Annotated in this window: 17 protein-coding genes; 4 read left to right on the top strand and 13 right to left on the bottom strand. The window is 32.6% G+C overall.

Annotated features, from left to right (window positions below; genetic code table 11):
• Window positions 1-3: 3 nt before the first annotated feature.
• Complete coding sequence (locus OF897_RS14275) at window positions 4-1,023, top strand: LLM class flavin-dependent oxidoreductase (protein ID WP_267266366.1); 1,020 nt, start codon at window positions 4-6, stop codon at window positions 1,021-1,023.
• Between the two features lie 51 nt (window positions 1,024-1,074).
• Here OF897_RS14275 and OF897_RS14270 read toward each other — a convergent pair whose 3' ends face one another.
• The 9 genes from OF897_RS14270 to OF897_RS14230 all read right to left on the bottom strand — a co-directional run bounded on the left by OF897_RS14270 (window position 1,075) and on the right by OF897_RS14230 (window position 10,125).
• Window positions 1,075-1,584 carry a hypothetical protein gene (locus tag OF897_RS14270; protein ID WP_267266365.1) on the bottom strand — a complete coding sequence of 170 codons (510 nt, stop codon included), beginning with the start codon at window positions 1,582-1,584 and terminating at the stop codon, window positions 1,075-1,077.
• Between the two features lie 85 nt (window positions 1,585-1,669).
• On the bottom strand, window positions 1,670-1,930 hold the full coding sequence (locus OF897_RS14265; RefSeq protein ID WP_267266364.1) for a hypothetical protein: 261 nt from the start codon (window positions 1,928-1,930) through the stop codon (window positions 1,670-1,672).
• A gap of 3 nt (window positions 1,931-1,933) precedes the next feature.
• Entirely contained in the window at window positions 1,934-2,584 is a 651-nt protein-coding gene (locus OF897_RS14260; RefSeq protein WP_267266363.1) for a hypothetical protein, read from the bottom strand.
• A 96-nt stretch (window positions 2,585-2,680) separates the two neighbouring features.
• Complete coding sequence (locus tag OF897_RS14255) at window positions 2,681-3,412, bottom strand: dioxygenase family protein (RefSeq protein ID WP_267266362.1); 732 nt, start codon at window positions 3,410-3,412, stop codon at window positions 2,681-2,683.
• A gap of 231 nt (window positions 3,413-3,643) precedes the next feature.
• On the bottom strand, window positions 3,644-4,318 hold the full coding sequence (locus OF897_RS14250; RefSeq protein WP_267266361.1) for a LytR/AlgR family response regulator transcription factor: 675 nt from the start codon (window positions 4,316-4,318) through the stop codon (window positions 3,644-3,646).
• Between the two features lie 12 nt (window positions 4,319-4,330).
• Complete coding sequence (locus OF897_RS14245) at window positions 4,331-5,413, bottom strand: sensor histidine kinase (RefSeq protein WP_267266360.1); 1,083 nt, start codon at window positions 5,411-5,413, stop codon at window positions 4,331-4,333.
• A 104-nt stretch (window positions 5,414-5,517) separates the two neighbouring features.
• Window positions 5,518-8,556 (bottom strand): AAA family ATPase, encoded by a 3,039-nt coding sequence (locus OF897_RS14240; protein ID WP_267266359.1) that lies wholly within the window; start codon window positions 8,554-8,556, stop codon window positions 5,518-5,520.
• 193 nt (window positions 8,557-8,749) lie between these two features.
• Entirely contained in the window at window positions 8,750-9,961 is a 1,212-nt protein-coding gene (locus tag OF897_RS14235; protein WP_267266358.1) for a metallophosphoesterase family protein, read from the bottom strand.
• 2 nt (window positions 9,962-9,963) lie between these two features.
• Window positions 9,964-10,125, bottom strand: a complete 162-nt coding sequence (locus OF897_RS14230; RefSeq protein ID WP_267266357.1) for a hypothetical protein — start codon at window positions 10,123-10,125, stop codon at window positions 9,964-9,966.
• Window positions 10,126-10,513: 388 nt separating this feature from the next.
• On the opposite strand from OF897_RS14230, the gene OF897_RS14225 reads away from it, so the two are divergent.
• On the top strand, window positions 10,514-10,765 hold the full coding sequence (locus OF897_RS14225; protein WP_267266356.1) for a VF530 family protein: 252 nt from the start codon (window positions 10,514-10,516) through the stop codon (window positions 10,763-10,765).
• 135 nt (window positions 10,766-10,900) lie between these two features.
• Window positions 10,901-11,401: an FKBP-type peptidyl-prolyl cis-trans isomerase gene (locus OF897_RS14220; protein ID WP_267266355.1), complete on the top strand. Its 501-nt coding sequence runs from the start codon at window positions 10,901-10,903 to the stop codon at window positions 11,399-11,401.
• A gap of 63 nt (window positions 11,402-11,464) precedes the next feature.
• Here the strand turns inward: OF897_RS14220 and OF897_RS14215 are convergent, their stop codons facing one another.
• The 4 genes from OF897_RS14215 to OF897_RS14200 form a co-directional block, all read right to left on the bottom strand.
• The gene (locus OF897_RS14215) at window positions 11,465-11,842 is read right to left on the bottom strand and encodes a YchJ family protein (RefSeq protein ID WP_267266354.1); all 378 of its coding nucleotides are present in this window, start codon (window positions 11,840-11,842) and stop codon (window positions 11,465-11,467) included.
• 299 nt (window positions 11,843-12,141) lie between these two features.
• Window positions 12,142-12,564: a hypothetical protein gene (locus OF897_RS14210; RefSeq protein ID WP_267266353.1), complete on the bottom strand. Its 423-nt coding sequence runs from the start codon at window positions 12,562-12,564 to the stop codon at window positions 12,142-12,144.
• A 2-nt stretch (window positions 12,565-12,566) separates the two neighbouring features.
• A complete protein-coding gene (locus OF897_RS14205) occupies window positions 12,567-13,415 on the bottom strand; it encodes a hypothetical protein (protein ID WP_267266352.1) in 849 nt (282 codons plus the stop codon).
• Between the two features lie 12 nt (window positions 13,416-13,427).
• On the bottom strand, window positions 13,428-15,572 hold the full coding sequence (locus OF897_RS14200; RefSeq protein ID WP_267266351.1) for a M3 family metallopeptidase: 2,145 nt from the start codon (window positions 15,570-15,572) through the stop codon (window positions 13,428-13,430).
• A gap of 247 nt (window positions 15,573-15,819) precedes the next feature.
• Here OF897_RS14200 and OF897_RS14195 point away from each other — a divergent pair, with 247 nt between their 5' ends.
• Window positions 15,820-16,629 carry a head GIN domain-containing protein gene (locus tag OF897_RS14195; RefSeq protein ID WP_267266350.1) on the top strand — a complete coding sequence of 270 codons (810 nt, stop codon included), beginning with the start codon at window positions 15,820-15,822 and terminating at the stop codon, window positions 16,627-16,629.
• The last annotated feature ends 1 nt before the right edge of the window (window position 16,630 follow it).

Below are 16,630 nucleotides of genomic sequence, written 5' to 3'. Positions count from 1 at the left end.
AATATGGAATTAGGAATAGGAATGTTTGGCGACTTAGGTTTTGACCAAAATACTGGAAAATATAAAGACGCAGGAATTAAAATTCGTGAAATTATCGAGCAGGTAAAACTGATGGATGAAGTTGGAATTGACGTTTTTGCGATGGGAGAGCATCATCGTCCCGATTATGCAGTTTCTTCACCGGAAATGGTTTTGGCAGCGGCGGCAAGTGTTACCAAAAACATTAAACTGGCAAGTGGAGTAACAGTTTTAAGTTCGTCTGAACCGGTGAAAGTGTATGAAGATTTTTCAACATTAGATTTGATTTCTGATGGTCGTGCTGAAATTTTTGTCGGTCGTGGAAGTTTTATAGAATCATTTCCTTTATACGGTTATTCGCTGAATGATTACGAACAGCTTTTCGACGAAAAATTAGAATTATTATTAAAAATAAATTCAGAAGAAAACGTTTCGTGGACTGGGGAATTGCGTGCTCCAATGCAAAATCAAACGGTTTATCCAAGAGCAAAAAATAACGGAAAACTTTCGATTTGGAGAGCAGTTGGCGGAACTCCGCAATCGGTTTTAAGTGCTGCGAAATTAGGAATGCCTTTGGTGGTTGCAATTATTGGAGGAATGCCAATTCAGTTCAAAAACTTAATTGAATTTTATAAACAGGAATATCTTAACGCAGGTCATTCTGAATCTGAAATGCAGATTGCGATTCACTCGCATACTTTTGTAAGTGACGATCAAAATGTTGTAGATGAATATTTCCACAACTACAAATCTCAAATGGACAGAATCGGGAAATCCAGAGGTTGGGCGCCTTATACGAAGATGCAATATGAAGGAGGAAGAGCAAAAGAAGGTGCTTTATTTATTGGAAATGCCAATGAAGTTGCTGATAAAATTGATTATATGAAAGAAATTTTCGGAATCACAAGATTTATCGGTCACATGGATGTTGGAGATCCTGCAAATGATGTGATGATGAAATCAATAGAATTATTTGGAGAAAAAGTCGCTCCACAAGTAAGATAAAAATCAAATTCCGCCGAAAATATTTTCAGCGGAATTTTTTACAAAAACTATTTATGAATTATTAACTGGTTCGTAATAAGAAATCGCAACTTGAGGGTGAAAAGCAAACATAAACGTTTCGAAACCATTTTCTTTGTCTATATTTTTACTCAGAAGATATTTGTTGTCGATGATATCAATTAAAACTAATTCCGGAGTATAAAATGTAAGTCCGATTTTGTGTTTTGAAGAATCTTCAAGATTTGAACTGATTAAATCAAGCTTAAAATTTTCAATCGGAAAAAAAGTATTTCCTAAAACATCAGGCAGACTTTTGATTTCTCCATTTAATTGTGAAACATAATTTACCACCGCAGAACTCAGTAAAAACGGTATTCTTTCTGCATGAGGATTTTTCGCTAAAAGTTCCCAATAATTTTTCACGGGATATTCTTTATCATCAAAAACCTGATGCTGAATTTTATATTCAAAATAAGTATCTTCAAAAATATATTTATCCCAAATCATTTCAGAATTTTGGTCGATAACGATGCGAAATGCGAGTTTTATTTTTGCTTTCATGATAGATTTTCAATTTGAGATTTTAAAAATAGGACAGCTTTTCACTGTCCCTCCGTTGAAAAAAAATAATCTATTGCAGAATATATTAATTGATAATTATTTCCATTTCTTTAGAATCTTTGCCCTTCAGATTTTCAATATAAATTTTTGCAGTATAAATTCCCGAACTTATCTGGTTTTGAGAAATTTTGATTTCCTGTTTTCCGGCACTGAGTTTTAGTTTTTCAATCACCGAGAGTATTTTTTTTCCGGTACCGTCAAAAAGATTGATGGTTACTGTAGAAACGTCGTCCAAAAAAATGGTAAACTCCGTTTCTTGTCGGAAAAAATTCTGGATTTTCTTCACGAATCAGATTTCTAAAAGTAAGATTAAGGCATTTTCACTTAAAGCTTCAAATTCCAATGCACTAATTTCTCTCAACAAAATAGAATCTCTTGTCTCCAACAATCTGTTCTGAAATTCAAAAGCTCCGTTAATGACCATTCCAAAGATTGTTTTATCAGGATTGTAAAGTGAATAGATTTCTTCTTTTCGTCCTTCGTAAAGTCCGATAAAATTAGGTGTTTCTAGTTTTTTTGAAACCGGAATAAGCGTATTTTGCTTTTCAATAGTAAGTTCTTCAATAAAAAAAGCATTTTCAGGATTTAAAGATTGTAGTTCAATAATCAAAATATCTGTTTTTCCATTATTCAGATAATTCTTGATTGTAACGGTTGATTTTTCTTTTGTTTTTAAAGTGAAAACTTCCTCAGAAGAAATTACTTTTCTGAATCGATTTAATTGAATTTTCCCGTAAAGCGTCAAAATAATTAGGGTTGAATTTTCCTCAGATTCAAATTCGAAGATTCCGTTTTCATCCAAAACTACTTCGGTTACGGTTTTTAAGTCACCTGCATTATTTTCTTTGCTGATGATTTGATTAATCACTGCTTGGTTTTCTTTTTTCCAGAATGCAAAATCAGCTTTAAATATTTGGGAAGGAGTTTGAACTAACATCATTTAAATCATTAAAAAATTAAAAAGCGATAAATGATTGCTGCTTCATCATCTATTTCATCGTCATTTACCGCTGTTAAAAAAACTAATAACCATCTTTTAAGCCGAAACTTTTATCGTGTGAGACAGTGCGAAACCTCCGCTTACGCTTCCCGAAATACTGGACATTTCGTTGGAGGTTCCATCACTGAAAACGTTATCATTTGAATTGTAAGTATATCCGCTCATTCCTTTATAACCTGTACTTGCTGCAACCAAATTAACTGCGCTATCAGTTCCTTCAGGAAATGCAATTTGTGTAACCGACAAAGATTGTCCCGAAACATTATAAACATGAACGTGAATGTGAGTCGCTCTTCCGCTGTACCAACCCGGAAAAATTGAAGTGAAATTTACCTTTCCGTTTGCGTCGGTTGTTTGTCTTCCTCTCAGAAAATGTACGGAAGTGTAGTTTGCAGATTGCATTCCCGTTCCTCCATATTCAGAGTAATTTCCGTCTTTATCACAATGCCAAATATCTACAATCGCACCTTGTAAAACTGCACAACTTGCATTCACATTCTGAACGGTAATCGCAATCGTAAACGGAACTCCAGTTCTGTCACTCACAATATTCGTTTGTACCAAAGTGGATGGAGATTTCGTAGGAAACGGACCTTCAGTTTCAGAATTTGTTACCGCACAGGCGGTAGAAATCGAATTGTCTATAACTCCTGTTGTAGAATCTTCGTCATCATCTTTTCTGCAATGAATCAGAATCGGGGCTGCCAAAGCAGTTACGCCTGCTAAACCTAAGCTTTTTAAAAAGCCTTTTCTGTCAATTGTTTTCATACTTTCTCATTTTTCTTAGATCAAATGTATTTTCAAAAAAAGGGATTGAGAAATTTATGAGGTAAACAGAAAAAATGTGTCGGTGAAAATGTATTTTGATGAGAAAGTGGACTTTCCTAGCCCAGATTGAACGGTTTGTTTGAGCTCTTTTTGGTTTCGGCGGGGTGAAAAAGCTGCTGCGCCGAAACCAAAAAAGCGAGTAGTGAAAGCTGGAAATAGCTCCTGAAAATTTTATTTATTCAAAATCCTCATCACATCTTCCTTATATGTTTCCCCAATCGGAATTATAAAATCCCCAATATGAATATTTTTATTGACAATCGTTTTAATATCATTCACTGGAACAATGAAAGAGCGATGAACACGCACAAAATCTTTCTCGGAAAGCTTTTCTAAAATACTTTTCATGGAAGAACGTGCCGTAATTTTGGTAGAATCTTTGAGGTGAATCTGAATATAATCATCCAAACCTTCAATCAGTTGAATGTCGTTGAAATTAATTTTGTGAAGTTTGTAATCTGCTCGAATAGAGAGATGTTTTGCATCGTTATTTTCGATGTTGCTTTTTACTTTTTCTACCGCAGTTTTAAATCTTTCAAACGAAAAAGGTTTTAAAAGATAATCGACTGCATTTACGCTAAAAGCATCAACTGCATATTCTGAATAAGCGGTTGTGAAAATGACTTTGGTATTTTGTGAAATGTTTTTATAGAAATCTAAACCGTTTTTTGCAGGCATTTCTATGTCGAGAAATATCAAATCAACAGGAAATTTGTTTAAATGTTTCTGAGCATCACTTTGTTTATTGAAAACTTTTTCTAAGGTTAAATTTTCGATTTTCTCAGCATAATTTTCAATAATTCTAAGGGCAAGAATTTCGTCGTCCAGGGCAATGGCTCTAATCATATTTTGCTGATTTTAGATTAAATTTATTTTTAAATCAACTTCATATTCTTCTTCATTTTCATTGATTGTGATGGTGTGTTTTTCAGGATAAACCTGATTCAGATGTTCAAAAGTGTTTTTTAAACCAACTTTAAGACTGTTTTCTTCATTTACATTGGTATTGACAATCTTATTAAAAACGACAAAATTTAGAACGCCTTCCTGAACAATCACTTTTACCGATATTTTTGAATTTTCTTCAGCATTAAAACCGTATTTAAAAGCATTTTCAATGAAATTAATTAAAATAAAAGGTGCAATTTTCAGGTTTTTCAAATCTCCGATTTCGGTGTAGTTAAAGTCGAGACTGCTGTCTGTTCGTACCAATTGAAGGGCAATATAATCTTTAATGTATTCAATTTCTTTCGATAAATCCACAAAATCTTTACTGCTTTCCTGAACAACATATCGCATCACATTGGAAAGTTTTAAAATTCCGTTCGGTGCATCATCAGATTTTAACAACGCCAAAGAATAGATAGAATTCAGAATGTTAAAAAGAAAATGCGGCTGTAGCTGATATTTTAAGTTTAATAATTCTGCTTTTGCTTTTGAACGCTCAAGTTCCTTTTTTTCGTTGTTTCTAAAAATGAAAAGTGAAGAAAGGAACGAAAATAAAAATGGTAAAACCGAAGAGAAAATCATTTGATGATACGTGCCATCATTTTGCGGGCCAAATCTTGGAAACGATTGTTTTCCATCCATTGGTGGAGGTGGCATGTTTCCTGAAGGCATCGGATTTCTCATTTCCATCGGAGGTGGATTTTGTAAGAAAGAATTTCCTGAAGTCAAAAGATAGGGAAGTGCAACCATCAATCCGAAACTTATGACAATACAAATTGTAAATACCAGAAATCTTTTTTTGCTGTAAAATTTAGGCAGAAAAAGATTCAGGTTCAGATAAAAGAAAAAAATAACGAGTACAAATCGTATAAATTCCCTCTGAAAAGGTGAAACTCTGAACACCGACAATGTCCCGTCAAAATCCGGCGATGAAACTATCGGAATCGAAAGTAACAACGGAATAAGAATGATATGCGGAACAATTTTTTTCACTGATTTTAAATCCTAACAAATTAGATTATTTCAAATGTAGGTAAAAATTAAAAATCTATGATTTTTCTGCTCATTTGTTCTAAAATATTTTCAAAATATTAAAACTAAACAATCTCAATCAAACTTCCACGCTCCTCATCTTTAGTAATATGGAGTGATACAGGAATTTTCTCCTTCAGTTCTTCAACGTGCGAAATAATTCCCACAATTCGGTTTTCTTTCTGAAGATTCATCAGTGTTTCAAAGACGATATTTACCGATTCTAAATCCTGAGTTCCAAAACCTTCATCAATAAAGAAGAAATTTTTCTCCGACTGTGCATTCGTCTGAACACTTTCTGCCAAAGCCAAAGCAAGACTTAAAGAAACCTGAAAAGATTGCCCTCCGGAAAGCGTTTTCACACTTCGGCTTCTGCCTTCATTCAGATAATCGATGATTTCAAAATCGTTGTTTTCGTTCAACTGTAAACTTAGTTGATTTCTCGTCATTCGATGAAAACGTACATTGGCGTGATCGCATAATTGACGAAGATAAATTGAAGAAACATATTGTACAAAACCTGCTCCCTTAAAGAGATTGGTCATAATCTTCAGATTTTCTGCACGCTTTTGAAGTTGAGATAAATTCTTTAATAAATCTTCTTTTTTCTTAAATTCTTTTTCTAGTCTTTCAATTTCTGTCATTATTTTTATAACAGAATCATTGGCTGTTTTCAAATCATTTTCAAAAATTTTGAATTGATTTTCTGTTTCAGAAAACTGTTGTTCATCAAATGAAAAATCTTTGAGTTTGGCTTCCAGATTAAGAATGTCATTTTTTACAATTTCAAACTGAATTCTGAATTGCTGAATCTGATTTCTTGTTTCCTGAACATTAATTTCCTGCAAAAGAATATTTTGAACCGCATTCATGTCACTGAAATTATTTTCAACTAATGATTTCGTTAAAATGTTTTCATTGTCTGAAATCTCTTTTTCTAACTCTGAAATTCGTTTTTCTAATTGGCTGACAATAGTTTTCTGTTCAGCTAATTTTGGGGAAATTTCTTTTTCTTCTTTGATGAGTTGCTGATAATTTTGTTCTGTTTCAAGGTTTGATTTTGAAAGCTGAGTGAAAGTTTCTTCAACTTCAATAATTGTTTTTTCTTTGTAATCAAACCATGGTAAAGCTTTTAGATTCGCTTCATTTGTTTTGATTTGTTCTTCTTTTTTTGCCTCATCAAGCTTAAATTTCTCTAAAAATTTATTATAGTTATCAAGATTTTCTCTTTCCTTATCCAATTTCTTTTGCTCTAAAGTAATTTGCTGATTAAGTTCGTCAATCTGTTTTTCAATGGTAAAAGATTGTTGTCGTTTTTCTTCAAAATCGGTTTGATTTTCTGCATTAAATTCCGCCCAACTAAAGTTTTTTAAATGTTCTTCAATGGTTATTTGAATCTGCTTTAAACTTTCTTCTTCGGATTTCAACTGTTCCTCAAAAATCTTTTTTCGGTCAAGAATTTTTTCAATTTCCAAAGATTGTTTTTGAATATTCTCTTTTTGAATTTCAAGTTGCTGAATCTGCTTTTGAATTTCATTTAACTCTGAATTAACATCATCAAATTCCACAATATTCGGATGTTCCAAAGAACCACAAAGCGGACATGATTTTCCGTCGTGCAATTCATTTGCAAAATGTGTCAATTTTTGCTGAACTTCAAGATGGTTTCTCTTTTCAGAAAGTATTTTCTTCTTATTTTCTAGCGTTTCAATCTGAGTTTTAAAATCATTTTTAAAAGTTTCAGGATTGATTTCAAAAGGTTTTAATTCTTCATGAATTTTTCCGATTTCAAGTTTTTTTGACTCAATTTTTCCTGATTGAATCTCTAAAGTTTCCGCTAATCTTTTCTTTTCTGAAAACCAATTTCCGACATTCAAAAGTAAGTTGGAATCTAATTTTTTTGGCTTTAAAAGTTCTGTGTTTTTAGAAAGTTCTTCAATCTTGTTTTGAATTAATTTCTGGTTGGCTTCAACTTCTTTTACTTTTTCAGAACCATTTTTTGTTCGTTCTTTTAAAGTTTCAATTTCATCTGAAAATTTCAACATCTGAAGAATCAAATTCAAGTCATTCTCCTGAATTTTAGACTGATTCAAAGCTTCAAATTTCGGCTGAATTGCCAAAAGTTTATTCTTAATATTTTCAGATTGTACTTCAGTTTCCTGTAAGTTTTTGAACTGAGTTTCTTTATTTTTCTGTTGTTCAGAAATCTCTTTCTGAAGCTTGTTTTTTTCAGTAATAATCGGTGTGAAAATCCTGAAAACTTGATCAAAAAGTTCAGTTTTAATTTCTAATTCGTCAATGTTTATTTTTTGAGAATTCAATTTTTCAAAAACAGATTTTTTCTCTTTCAGCGATTCAAAATCTGTTTTTAAATTTTTAAGTTGCTGATATTTTTCTTCAATCTTTTTAAACTGAATTTTTATTTCTTCAAATTTTTGCTGTTCGATTTTCAAACTGTCTTTCTGAATCGAAATTTGCTCTTCATTAACTTCTTCAAAACCCTTTAACTGTCCTTCTAACTGATCGAGTTCTGATCTGTTTTTTGCATTTAAAACCGAAACATTATTCTGTAAATCAAACCGCTGCAGACTGAAAATTTCCTTCATCATATTCGTTCGGTCTGTTGCTCCCAATTCAAGAAATTCTTTAAACTGACCTTGAGGAATAATGATCGTTCGCTTGAAATTTGCATAACTTAAACCAATGATTTTTTCCGCATTAGAATGTTCTAAAGGAATCCAATTTTCATTTTTCCATTCGTAGAAAGTGACGGTTGGTGTTTTTACATCTTCAAAATTTTTAGAATTACGACTAAATTCTCTTGTTGCACGGAATTTTTTGTTTTCATAATTAATAAAATCAAACTCGATATAGGATTTGTTTGATTTTAGATTCATCATGTTGTACGTTCGTTTATCTCTTGCGTTGAGACGTTCCGTTTCGCCGTACAAAGCAAAAGAAATGGCTTCCAAAATAGAAGATTTCCCGGAACCAACTGAACCGAAAATTCCGAAAAGACCAGCTTCCGTCAGATTTTCAAAATCAATTTTCTGACGTTCCTGATATGAGTAGAGACCTTCTATGGTAAGTTGAATTGGAATCATGAAATTAGTTGTTGGTTGATGGTTTTCGGTTTTAGTGTAAAGAATAAATTTAAAATTTGAATCATTAAGGACATTTAAGAAGTTGAGGATAGTTAAGGCTTTGCAAGCAAAGCGAAGAGTACTATCTTAAGAATTTATTCCCCTTAAATAAACTTAACTTCTTAAATCTATCTTAATGGTTTAATAATATGGATTATTTGTCAGAACTAACGATTTCATTAAACAAATTAATTAAATCTTCATTTGCTTCCTGACCTCCATTTTTAGATTTAAAATAATCGTTGAATAAAGATTGTATATCCTGATTTAAATTAATATCCCGAAGTTGATTTTCATTAAAATCCTGATTTTTAACTTTCGGGATCAAATGCACAATTCCGGCATGAGATTGATAAATGAGTTTTCTTTCATCAGCTTTTAAAAAAGTTTCGCTTTCTACAGTCAGTTCAACTAAAGTATTTGGATTTTCATTCAGCCATTCAATTGTATTTTCAATGGAATCAAATGTTTTTCTGATGAGTTGTTTACCGTTTTGTAAAGCAATTTTCTCAAATGAAACTGTTTTATTGGGTTCAACTTCAATAATGGAAACATATTTTGTCTGTCCGGCTTCGCTAAAGCTATAACACAAAGGCGAAGACGAATAAACAACGGGTTTTTCTTCTGTTCCTATGTTTTGAAAACTATGCAAATGTCCCAAAGCCGTATATTGAATCTGATGCGGAATAATATCTGAAAAAACAAGGTCAGCATTTCCGATTTTGATTGGTTTCTCGCCTTCCGGTTCCTCTAAAATATGTGCTCCTTTTTTGTTCATGTACAAATGGGTAAGCAAAAGATTGACCCCGTTTTCATCACAAAATTCATCGGCAGTTTGTTTCCAGTTTTCTCTCAGAATGTTGTTGAGCTCTTCCTCTTTATTTCCTCCGAAATATTCTTTCAGACGAATTTCATTGGCATAAGGTGTATGCAAAATTCTGACAGGGAAATTTTGATTTTTAAATTCCAATTCAATAAAACCTTCTGCTGATTGAGAAATTTTAAAATGTTCCAATTCAAAAGGATGGATTGTAGCTTTTGGATAACCGATTAAAATAATCCCACATTCTCTCGCTAAAGGATCGGGAGCATCAATCAGACTCGGAGAATCGTGGTTTCCGGAAATAGCGATAACGGGACGTTTTCCATTTAATGATAAACGTTTTAAAGTTTTGTAAAAAAGTTCTGTCGCTTCAACACTCGGATTGAAATTATCAAACAAATCTCCGGCAATTAAAACCAAATCAACATTTTGTTGATCAGCAATCTGAACAATTTCATTCATAACCAAAACCTGTTCTTCCAGTCTGGAAAAACGGTCAAGACGTTTACCTAAATGCCAATCGGCGGTGTGTAAGATTTTCATCTTTAATCTTCGTTTTGTTGATCTTCGGCTGATTTTTCTTTTCTATTTTCACGCATTTCTTTCAGACGGTTTTTTCTTTTTATTTCGGCTTCCTGAATTTTACGCTTCTTGTTAGCAATTTTCTTATTGTGAATTTTTTTATTGGCGTCTGTATTTCTACTCATCTCAACTTTATTTTAGGTAAGCTTTGCTTTGCAATTGGATTAGCTAAATTAATCTATTCTTTAGATAAAAACTTTGTTTCGAATGGAATTTAGATATTTAGTTATACGTCTTACCTGATTCAAAAATCTTTAAAAGATCCGTTTGCGACTTCCAGAGCTTGCATTTTATTTAAAACAACTTTGTTCGTAATAAAATGCAGTTGCAGTTGTTTTGTTTCAAGTTGTTTGTAACCAAATGCAGAATACTTTTATTTAAAACAACCCTGTTTGTAACAAAATGCAGTTGCAGTTAGTTTGTTTCGATGTGGTTTGTAATCAAATGCAATTTACATTAAGGCAAAACAACCTTGTTTGTAACGAAATGCAATTTTATCTCTATTTTTACAAAATGGAACAACAATCTAAAGATCCTTTACACGGAAAACGTCTGGATACCATTCTTGAAGAATTAGTAGAATATTATCAAGGCTTTGGCGAATTGGGAAAACAAATCAACATCAAATGTTTTACGGATAATCCGAGCATCAATTCTTCTCTGAAGTTTTTACGAAAAACAGATTGGGCAAGGACGAAAGTTGAAAGTCTGTATTTGTATGTTTTGAGGCAGAAGAAAAAAGAAGCGAGAAACAAGGAAGAGTAGGCTTCGAGTTGCTTCAGCATGATATTTATGACATGTTAAATAATGGGTTGAAGAAGATTATGATCTTTTGAATCATTTCAAAAACCTTATCTTTGTGCTGTTTAATCGTGATAAGAATCACGCAAAAAAAGAAATATGACAATCGAAAACAATCACGTTGTAGCTGTAAAATACGTTCTACATACTATTGAAGAAGATGGGAGCAAAATCCTGGTAGAAGAAACTACAGAAGAAAATCCGCTTACATTTTTGTACGGAATGGGAATGATGATTCCTAAATTTGAGCAAAATATCCACGGTTTGCAAGCTGGAGATACTGCTGCTTTTGTAATTCAACCTGAGGAAGCTTACGGTGAAAAGCAAGAGGACGCGATTGCTCAATTGCCAATCGATATGTTTGGTGAAGCTGGAATTCCACCAGTTGGAGCTATTTTGCCTTTGTCTGATAACGAAGGAAATAATTTCCAGGCTTTTGTAGTAGAAGTTACACCAGAAGTTGTAGTGGCAGATTTAAATCATCCAATGGCTGGGAAAGTTTTAGATTTTCAGGTTGAAATTTTAAACACCCGTCCTGCAACTGAAGAAGAATTATCTCACGGTCACGCTCACGGAATTGACGGAAACGAGGCTCACTAAGAAAAATATTTTATTTAAATATAAATGTCCGACGTTTTTGTCGGACATTTTTTTGTTAAGTAGTTAGTCTAAAAATTCCCCAGTCACATAATACCAACGGTTTTGAATCATTTTGAAAGTCGATAATTCGTGATGAATATTTTTTTCACCGTCTTCATCAGTATAATATGCTTTGAATTCTACTTTATTCATCGATGGTTTACTAACGATTTCCAGTTTTGTCCATTCATTAATTTCTCCCCATTCCTGCAAATCTTTTGTATTGTGAAATTGTCTTTTGCTTGGAGAAGTTGTTTCTATTAAATATTTTCCATTAGGAATGGCAAATGCAGAAAATCTAGAACGCATCAAGGCTTCTGCAGTTGGTGCAAATTTTTCTCCATTGTGATAAGGTTTACAACATTCTTCATAAGTTTTACCAGAACAGCATGGACAATTCATTTCTTTTTATTTAAACACAAATTTACATGAATATTTTTGCACGAACTTCACTAAGCTATAACTCATGCAGATTTTGCAGATGAAGCAGATTTATATTGTGTTATTTGTAAAAATATCTGTGACGTTTGTGTTCAAAATTATCCCACAGATCCCACAGATTTTCACAGATGTTGATGTTATAATTTTAAAATCAGCGTCATCTGCAAAGAATATTTGTGCTATTCATGCAAAACATTCGTGGCATTAGTATTTAAAAATAAAAAAGCATCCAAATTAATGAATGCTTCTCAAATTAGTTATTAATTTCTATCTTCAATTTTTGTGTCAACAAATGAGTATTCATTATTTACCATATCCGTTGATAAACTTTTAGACTTAAATTTTATATGTGATTTGTCGGGAACTTCATAAGTGTAAACATCTGTGTTTCCTGAATCAAAATGCAGTTCATGAAATTCTCCGTTTTCAATCCACCATTGTCCTTTTTCAATGTGTTGATTTACTTCACATTCCTGAACTGTAGTAAAAATAAGAGTGAAAGTTCCATCTTCTTTTCGATCCATTACCCAAAGTTTTTCTACACCATTAATCTGTTGGTCTTTTTCTCCTCCTTTCCATAATCCAACCAATTTTTTGTCGATTTTATTGGCTTGCGGTCTGGTTTTTTGTGCGTACATCGTTCCAAATCCTAAAATTAATGTACTTAAAATAATTTTTTTCATGGTTATTTAAAATGTATTGTCATTCTCATTTCACTATTTACAGGTATTCCTGAGCTTTTTGCAGGAACCCATTTTGTTTTCTGAATGAATTTTTTTAATTCGTTTATAAAATAAGATGAATATCTGTAGTTCTTTTTGTTCTGAAAAGTAATATCAATTTTAATATCTGAAGTTTTTCCGGTTTTGTACAAGATAAAACCAGCAGATATTGAGGAATAAAGTTCTTTCCCATTTCTAACTTCAAAATCATCGGGATATTCTGCATCTTTCCAAAAATCTCTTTCATAACTTTTACTAAATTCTTCATAAGACTTGTCTCCAGGATATCGGGAAACCCAGTCACATTCTTCAAATCTATAAATTTTGTCAGGATTTTTCTTTACATATTCTATTTCTGCAACATTTCTTAAAGAATCAATAAATTTAGATCCAAATTTCCTATCAATTTCTTCACTCATCACGTTGGCATAACAGTTTTGAAGATTTGAAGGAACTGTACAATATGTTAATACAGAATCGACTTCGATATTATATTTTTTTAAAAGCTCATTCATTTCACGATTACCTTTGTATTGCTCAACCACTCCAAAATAATGGAAAAAAACGAGTTTATTTTTTCTAATATCTTCTTTCGCTTTTTTAGTCTCTTCTTGACAAGCTGAACCCCAATATTTTCTTTCTTCTTCCATCCATTTTCTCATCTCTATCATCATAGATTCAGACATGGTATCAGATTTTGTTTGATAAAAAGATTCTGACCTGTTTTCGAATCTTTTATTTTTCATTGTAAAACAGGTCAGAATAATTATGGATGAAAAGATTGTTGCTTTTACACCAGTATTTGACATCATTTGCGATATTTTCTATTTAATAAAACCTCTGTTTCTCAACAACGGCTTGATGTCCGGATCGTGTCCTGTAAAATCTCTGAATGCCTGATTCAAATCAACTGAATTTCCAACGGACAGAATATATTTTCTAAAACGGTCACCGTTTTCTCTAGTCAGTCCACCATTTTTTTCAATCCATTCCCAAGCGTCATTATCTAAAGTTTCAGACCATAAATAAGCGTAATATCCTGCAGAATAACCACCACCCCAAATGTGTGCGAAATAAGGAGTATGATATCTCGGAGGAACGGTTGCCAAAGTAAATCCGTGACTGTTCAAAGATTGTTTTTCAAAATCTAAAACAGGCAATAACTGACTTTCATTGGTTACAGAATGCCAATCCATATCTAAAGCTGCAGCAGAAACCAATTCGGTTGTCATATAACCTTGATTGAAGGTTCCTGCTTTTTTAATTTTATCTACTAAAGCTTGTGGGATTGGCTGTTTTGTCTCGTAATGAAGAGCATAGTTTTTTAAAACGACAGGATCTAAAGCCCAATGTTCATTAATCTGAGAAGGGAACTCTACAAAATCTCTCGGAACATTGGTGCCTGAAAGTGATGGATATTTCTGGCTTGCAAACATTCCGTGGATAGAGTGACCAAACTCATGGAAAATTGTGGAAACATCATCAAAACTAATCAATGAAGGCTTTCCTGCAGCTGGTTTTTGGTAATTATAACAGTTGACAATTACAGGTTTTGTTCCTAATAAATATGATTGCTCAACGTAATTGCTCATCCAAGCTCCACCGCTTTTAGAATCTCTTGTGTAGAAATCAAGATAATAAATAGCGATAGATTTTCCGTCGTGATCGAAAACTTCGTACGTTACAACATCCGGATGATAAACAGGAAGATCTGTTCTTTTTTTAAACGTTAATCCGTAGAATTTTTCAGCAGCGAAGAAAACTCCTTTTTCTAAAACAGTTGTGATTTCAAAATAAGGTTTAATCTGATTTTCATCTAAATCGAATTTTGCTTTTCTCACTTGTTCAGCATAGAAATTCCAGTCCCAAGGTTCTACTTTGAAACCTCCTTTCTGCTGATCGATCAAATCCTGAATGTCTTTTGCTTCACGCTTTGCTGTTTCTACAGCTGGAGTTGCAATCTGATTCATTAATTTTACAGCAGCTTCAGGATTTTTTGCCATTTGATCTTGCAATTTCCATTCTGCGAAGCTTTTTTTACCTAAAATTTGAGCTTTTTTAAGTCTGAGTTTTGCTAATTTTTCAATAGTTTCTCTTGTGTCATTAGCATCACTTTTTTCAGCTCTTGTCCAAGATGCTTTGAATAATTTTTCTCTTGTCGCTCTGTTTTTCAGGTTTTGCAAAAGAGGTTGCTGTGTTGTATTTTGTAAAGCTAAAAGATATTTTCCGGCTTGTCCTGCAGTTTTTGCATCACTTGCTGCTGCGGAGATTTCGTCAGCGGAAAGTCCGTCTAATTCTTTTGCATCAGAAAAGAAAATGCCACCTTGCTTTCTTGCTTCCAATAATTTGTTGGAATATTGGGTAGAAAGTGAAGCTAATTCCTGATTTACTTGCTTTAATTTTTCTTTGTCAGCAGAAGAAAGATTAGCTCCTGCAATTTCAAAATTCTGCTTGTAAAACTGTACCAATCTTTTGCTTTCAGAATCTAAACCGTTTTCAGAAATAGATTTAATTCTTTTATACAGATTTTCATTCAGATACATCTTATCAGAATGTGCTGCGAAAATTGGAGCATATTCTTCATCTAAAGCCTGTAAGGTTGGGTTTGTATTTGCACTTGTAAGATTTGAAAATGTAATCAAAGCTCTTTTCAAAATTTCACCACTTTTTTCTAATGCAACAATCGTATTTTCAAAAGTTGCAGCTTCAGAATTGTTTGCGATTTTTAAAATCTCTGCATCGTGTTGTTTTAAACCAAACTCAAATGCAGGTTTGAAATGTTCGTTTTTAATTTTATCAAACTCTGGAGCTTCGTATTGAAGTTTGCTTTTCTTCATGAATGGATTTGAAGAAAGTGATGCGTCAGGAACAGGAATTTCCTGTTTTATGTCGTTTGTTTTCATTGTCGTAGTACAAGAATAATTGAATGCCAAAGCAGAAATTAACAATACTGATGAAATGTTTTTCATAGATGAATTATTATTAAAGTCTAAAGATATTAAAAGTAATTGAGAATTTTAAAGTGACTTGTATTCACAAAATATTGTTCACTTATAATTATTAAATGAAGTCTCGCAGATTAGTCTGATTTCGCTGAATTCTTTTAAATTAAAATAAAAAATCAATAAGAATTGAGAAATCTGCAAATAACTATGTAATATTTTTTATATTTTAGTTGTCATAATTAGTATAAATAAAATTTATTAAAACCTTACCATGAAATATACTTCCATTTTACTTCTATCAGGAATCATTACTTTGTCGTCTTGCAAAGAAAACGAGAGCAGAAACGGAAAATCAACATGGCTTCCGGATGTAACCAATAAAGATCACGGACCTCTAAAACAGAAAGAATTTAAAGGAGATTTTGACGAAATTGAAGTTTCTCAGGCAATTGAAGCTGAGGTAATTAAGTCTGATGTGGAAAGAGTTGTAATTTCTGCACCTGCCAATATTATTGATGAAGTTTTGGTTGATAACAGTGGTGGTGAACTTCATATTCATTACAAAAATGGTTTTCGTGTGATGAATACGAATAATGTGAAAGCTAAAATTTATGCTAAAGATTTCAAAAAATTGGAAGCCAATTCTGCAGGGATTATTGTGGTGAGAGACCAGTTTACTCAAGATAAAACAGATGTTGAAGTTTCAAGTTCAGGTCATATTTCAGGAAAATTAGAAGCGAATGATTTAGATATTGATGCAGGAAGCAGCGGAACTTTTAAAGGACAAATCTGGGCTGTGAATCTAAATGTAGAAGCTTCTTCTGCAGGTGAAGTTAATATTTCAGGAAAAACAAAAGGCGCAAATTTGAATGCGTCATCTGGAAGTACAATTTCTGCAAAAGAAGTAATTGCAGAAAACGTAAAAGCAGAATCTTCGAGTGGCTCTAATGTAGAAATTGGTGTTTCTTCTCAATTTGATGCTCATGCATCTTCCGGCGGTTCAATCAAAGGAATAAAAAAAGGAAATGTAACGACCGTTTCAAAAGAAGAAAGTAGTGGTGGAAGCGTAAGTATTCAATAAA

The sequence above is a fragment of the Chryseobacterium formosum genome (genome assembly GCF_026460885.1).
Classification (GTDB): Bacteria; Bacteroidota; Bacteroidia; order Flavobacteriales; family Weeksellaceae; genus Chryseobacterium; species Chryseobacterium formosus.
The sequence above is the reverse complement of the archived record's forward strand: the minus strand, read 5'-3'. Positions and strand labels throughout refer to the sequence as shown.

What these genes read in the sequence shown, in the direction of transcription:
- OF897_RS14250 (WP_267266361.1), bottom strand. Translation starts at nt 4,318, where the DNA reads ATGATTAGAGCCATTGCCCTGGACGACGAAATTCTTGCCCTTAGAATT.
- OF897_RS14230 (WP_267266357.1), bottom strand. Translation starts at nt 10,125, where the DNA reads ATGAGTAGAAATACAGACGCCAATAAAAAAATTCACAATAAGAAAATT.
- OF897_RS14275 (WP_267266366.1), top strand. Translation starts at nt 4, where the DNA reads ATGGAATTAGGAATAGGAATGTTTGGCGACTTAGGTTTTGACCAAAAT.
- OF897_RS14215 (WP_267266354.1), bottom strand. Translation starts at nt 11,842, where the DNA reads ATGAATTGTCCATGCTGTTCTGGTAAAACTTATGAAGAATGTTGTAAA.
- OF897_RS14205 (WP_267266352.1), bottom strand. Translation starts at nt 13,415, where the DNA reads ATGATGTCAAATACTGGTGTAAAAGCAACAATCTTTTCATCCATAATT.
- OF897_RS14255 (WP_267266362.1), bottom strand. Translation starts at nt 3,412, where the DNA reads ATGAAAACAATTGACAGAAAAGGCTTTTTAAAAAGCTTAGGTTTAGCA.
- OF897_RS14225 (WP_267266356.1), top strand. Translation starts at nt 10,514, where the DNA reads ATGGAACAACAATCTAAAGATCCTTTACACGGAAAACGTCTGGATACC.
- OF897_RS14235 (WP_267266358.1), bottom strand. Translation starts at nt 9,961, where the DNA reads ATGAAAATCTTACACACCGCCGATTGGCATTTAGGTAAACGTCTTGAC.
- OF897_RS14200 (WP_267266351.1), bottom strand. Translation starts at nt 15,572, where the DNA reads ATGAAAAACATTTCATCAGTATTGTTAATTTCTGCTTTGGCATTCAAT.
- OF897_RS14270 (WP_267266365.1), bottom strand. Translation starts at nt 1,584, where the DNA reads ATGAAAGCAAAAATAAAACTCGCATTTCGCATCGTTATCGACCAAAAT.
- OF897_RS14240 (WP_267266359.1), bottom strand. Translation starts at nt 8,556, where the DNA reads ATGATTCCAATTCAACTTACCATAGAAGGTCTCTACTCATATCAGGAA.
- OF897_RS14195 (WP_267266350.1), top strand. Translation starts at nt 15,820, where the DNA reads ATGAAATATACTTCCATTTTACTTCTATCAGGAATCATTACTTTGTCG.
- OF897_RS14220 (WP_267266355.1), top strand. Translation starts at nt 10,901, where the DNA reads ATGACAATCGAAAACAATCACGTTGTAGCTGTAAAATACGTTCTACAT.
- OF897_RS14260 (WP_267266363.1), bottom strand. Translation starts at nt 2,584, where the DNA reads ATGATGTTAGTTCAAACTCCTTCCCAAATATTTAAAGCTGATTTTGCA.
- OF897_RS14210 (WP_267266353.1), bottom strand. Translation starts at nt 12,564, where the DNA reads ATGAAAAAAATTATTTTAAGTACATTAATTTTAGGATTTGGAACGATG.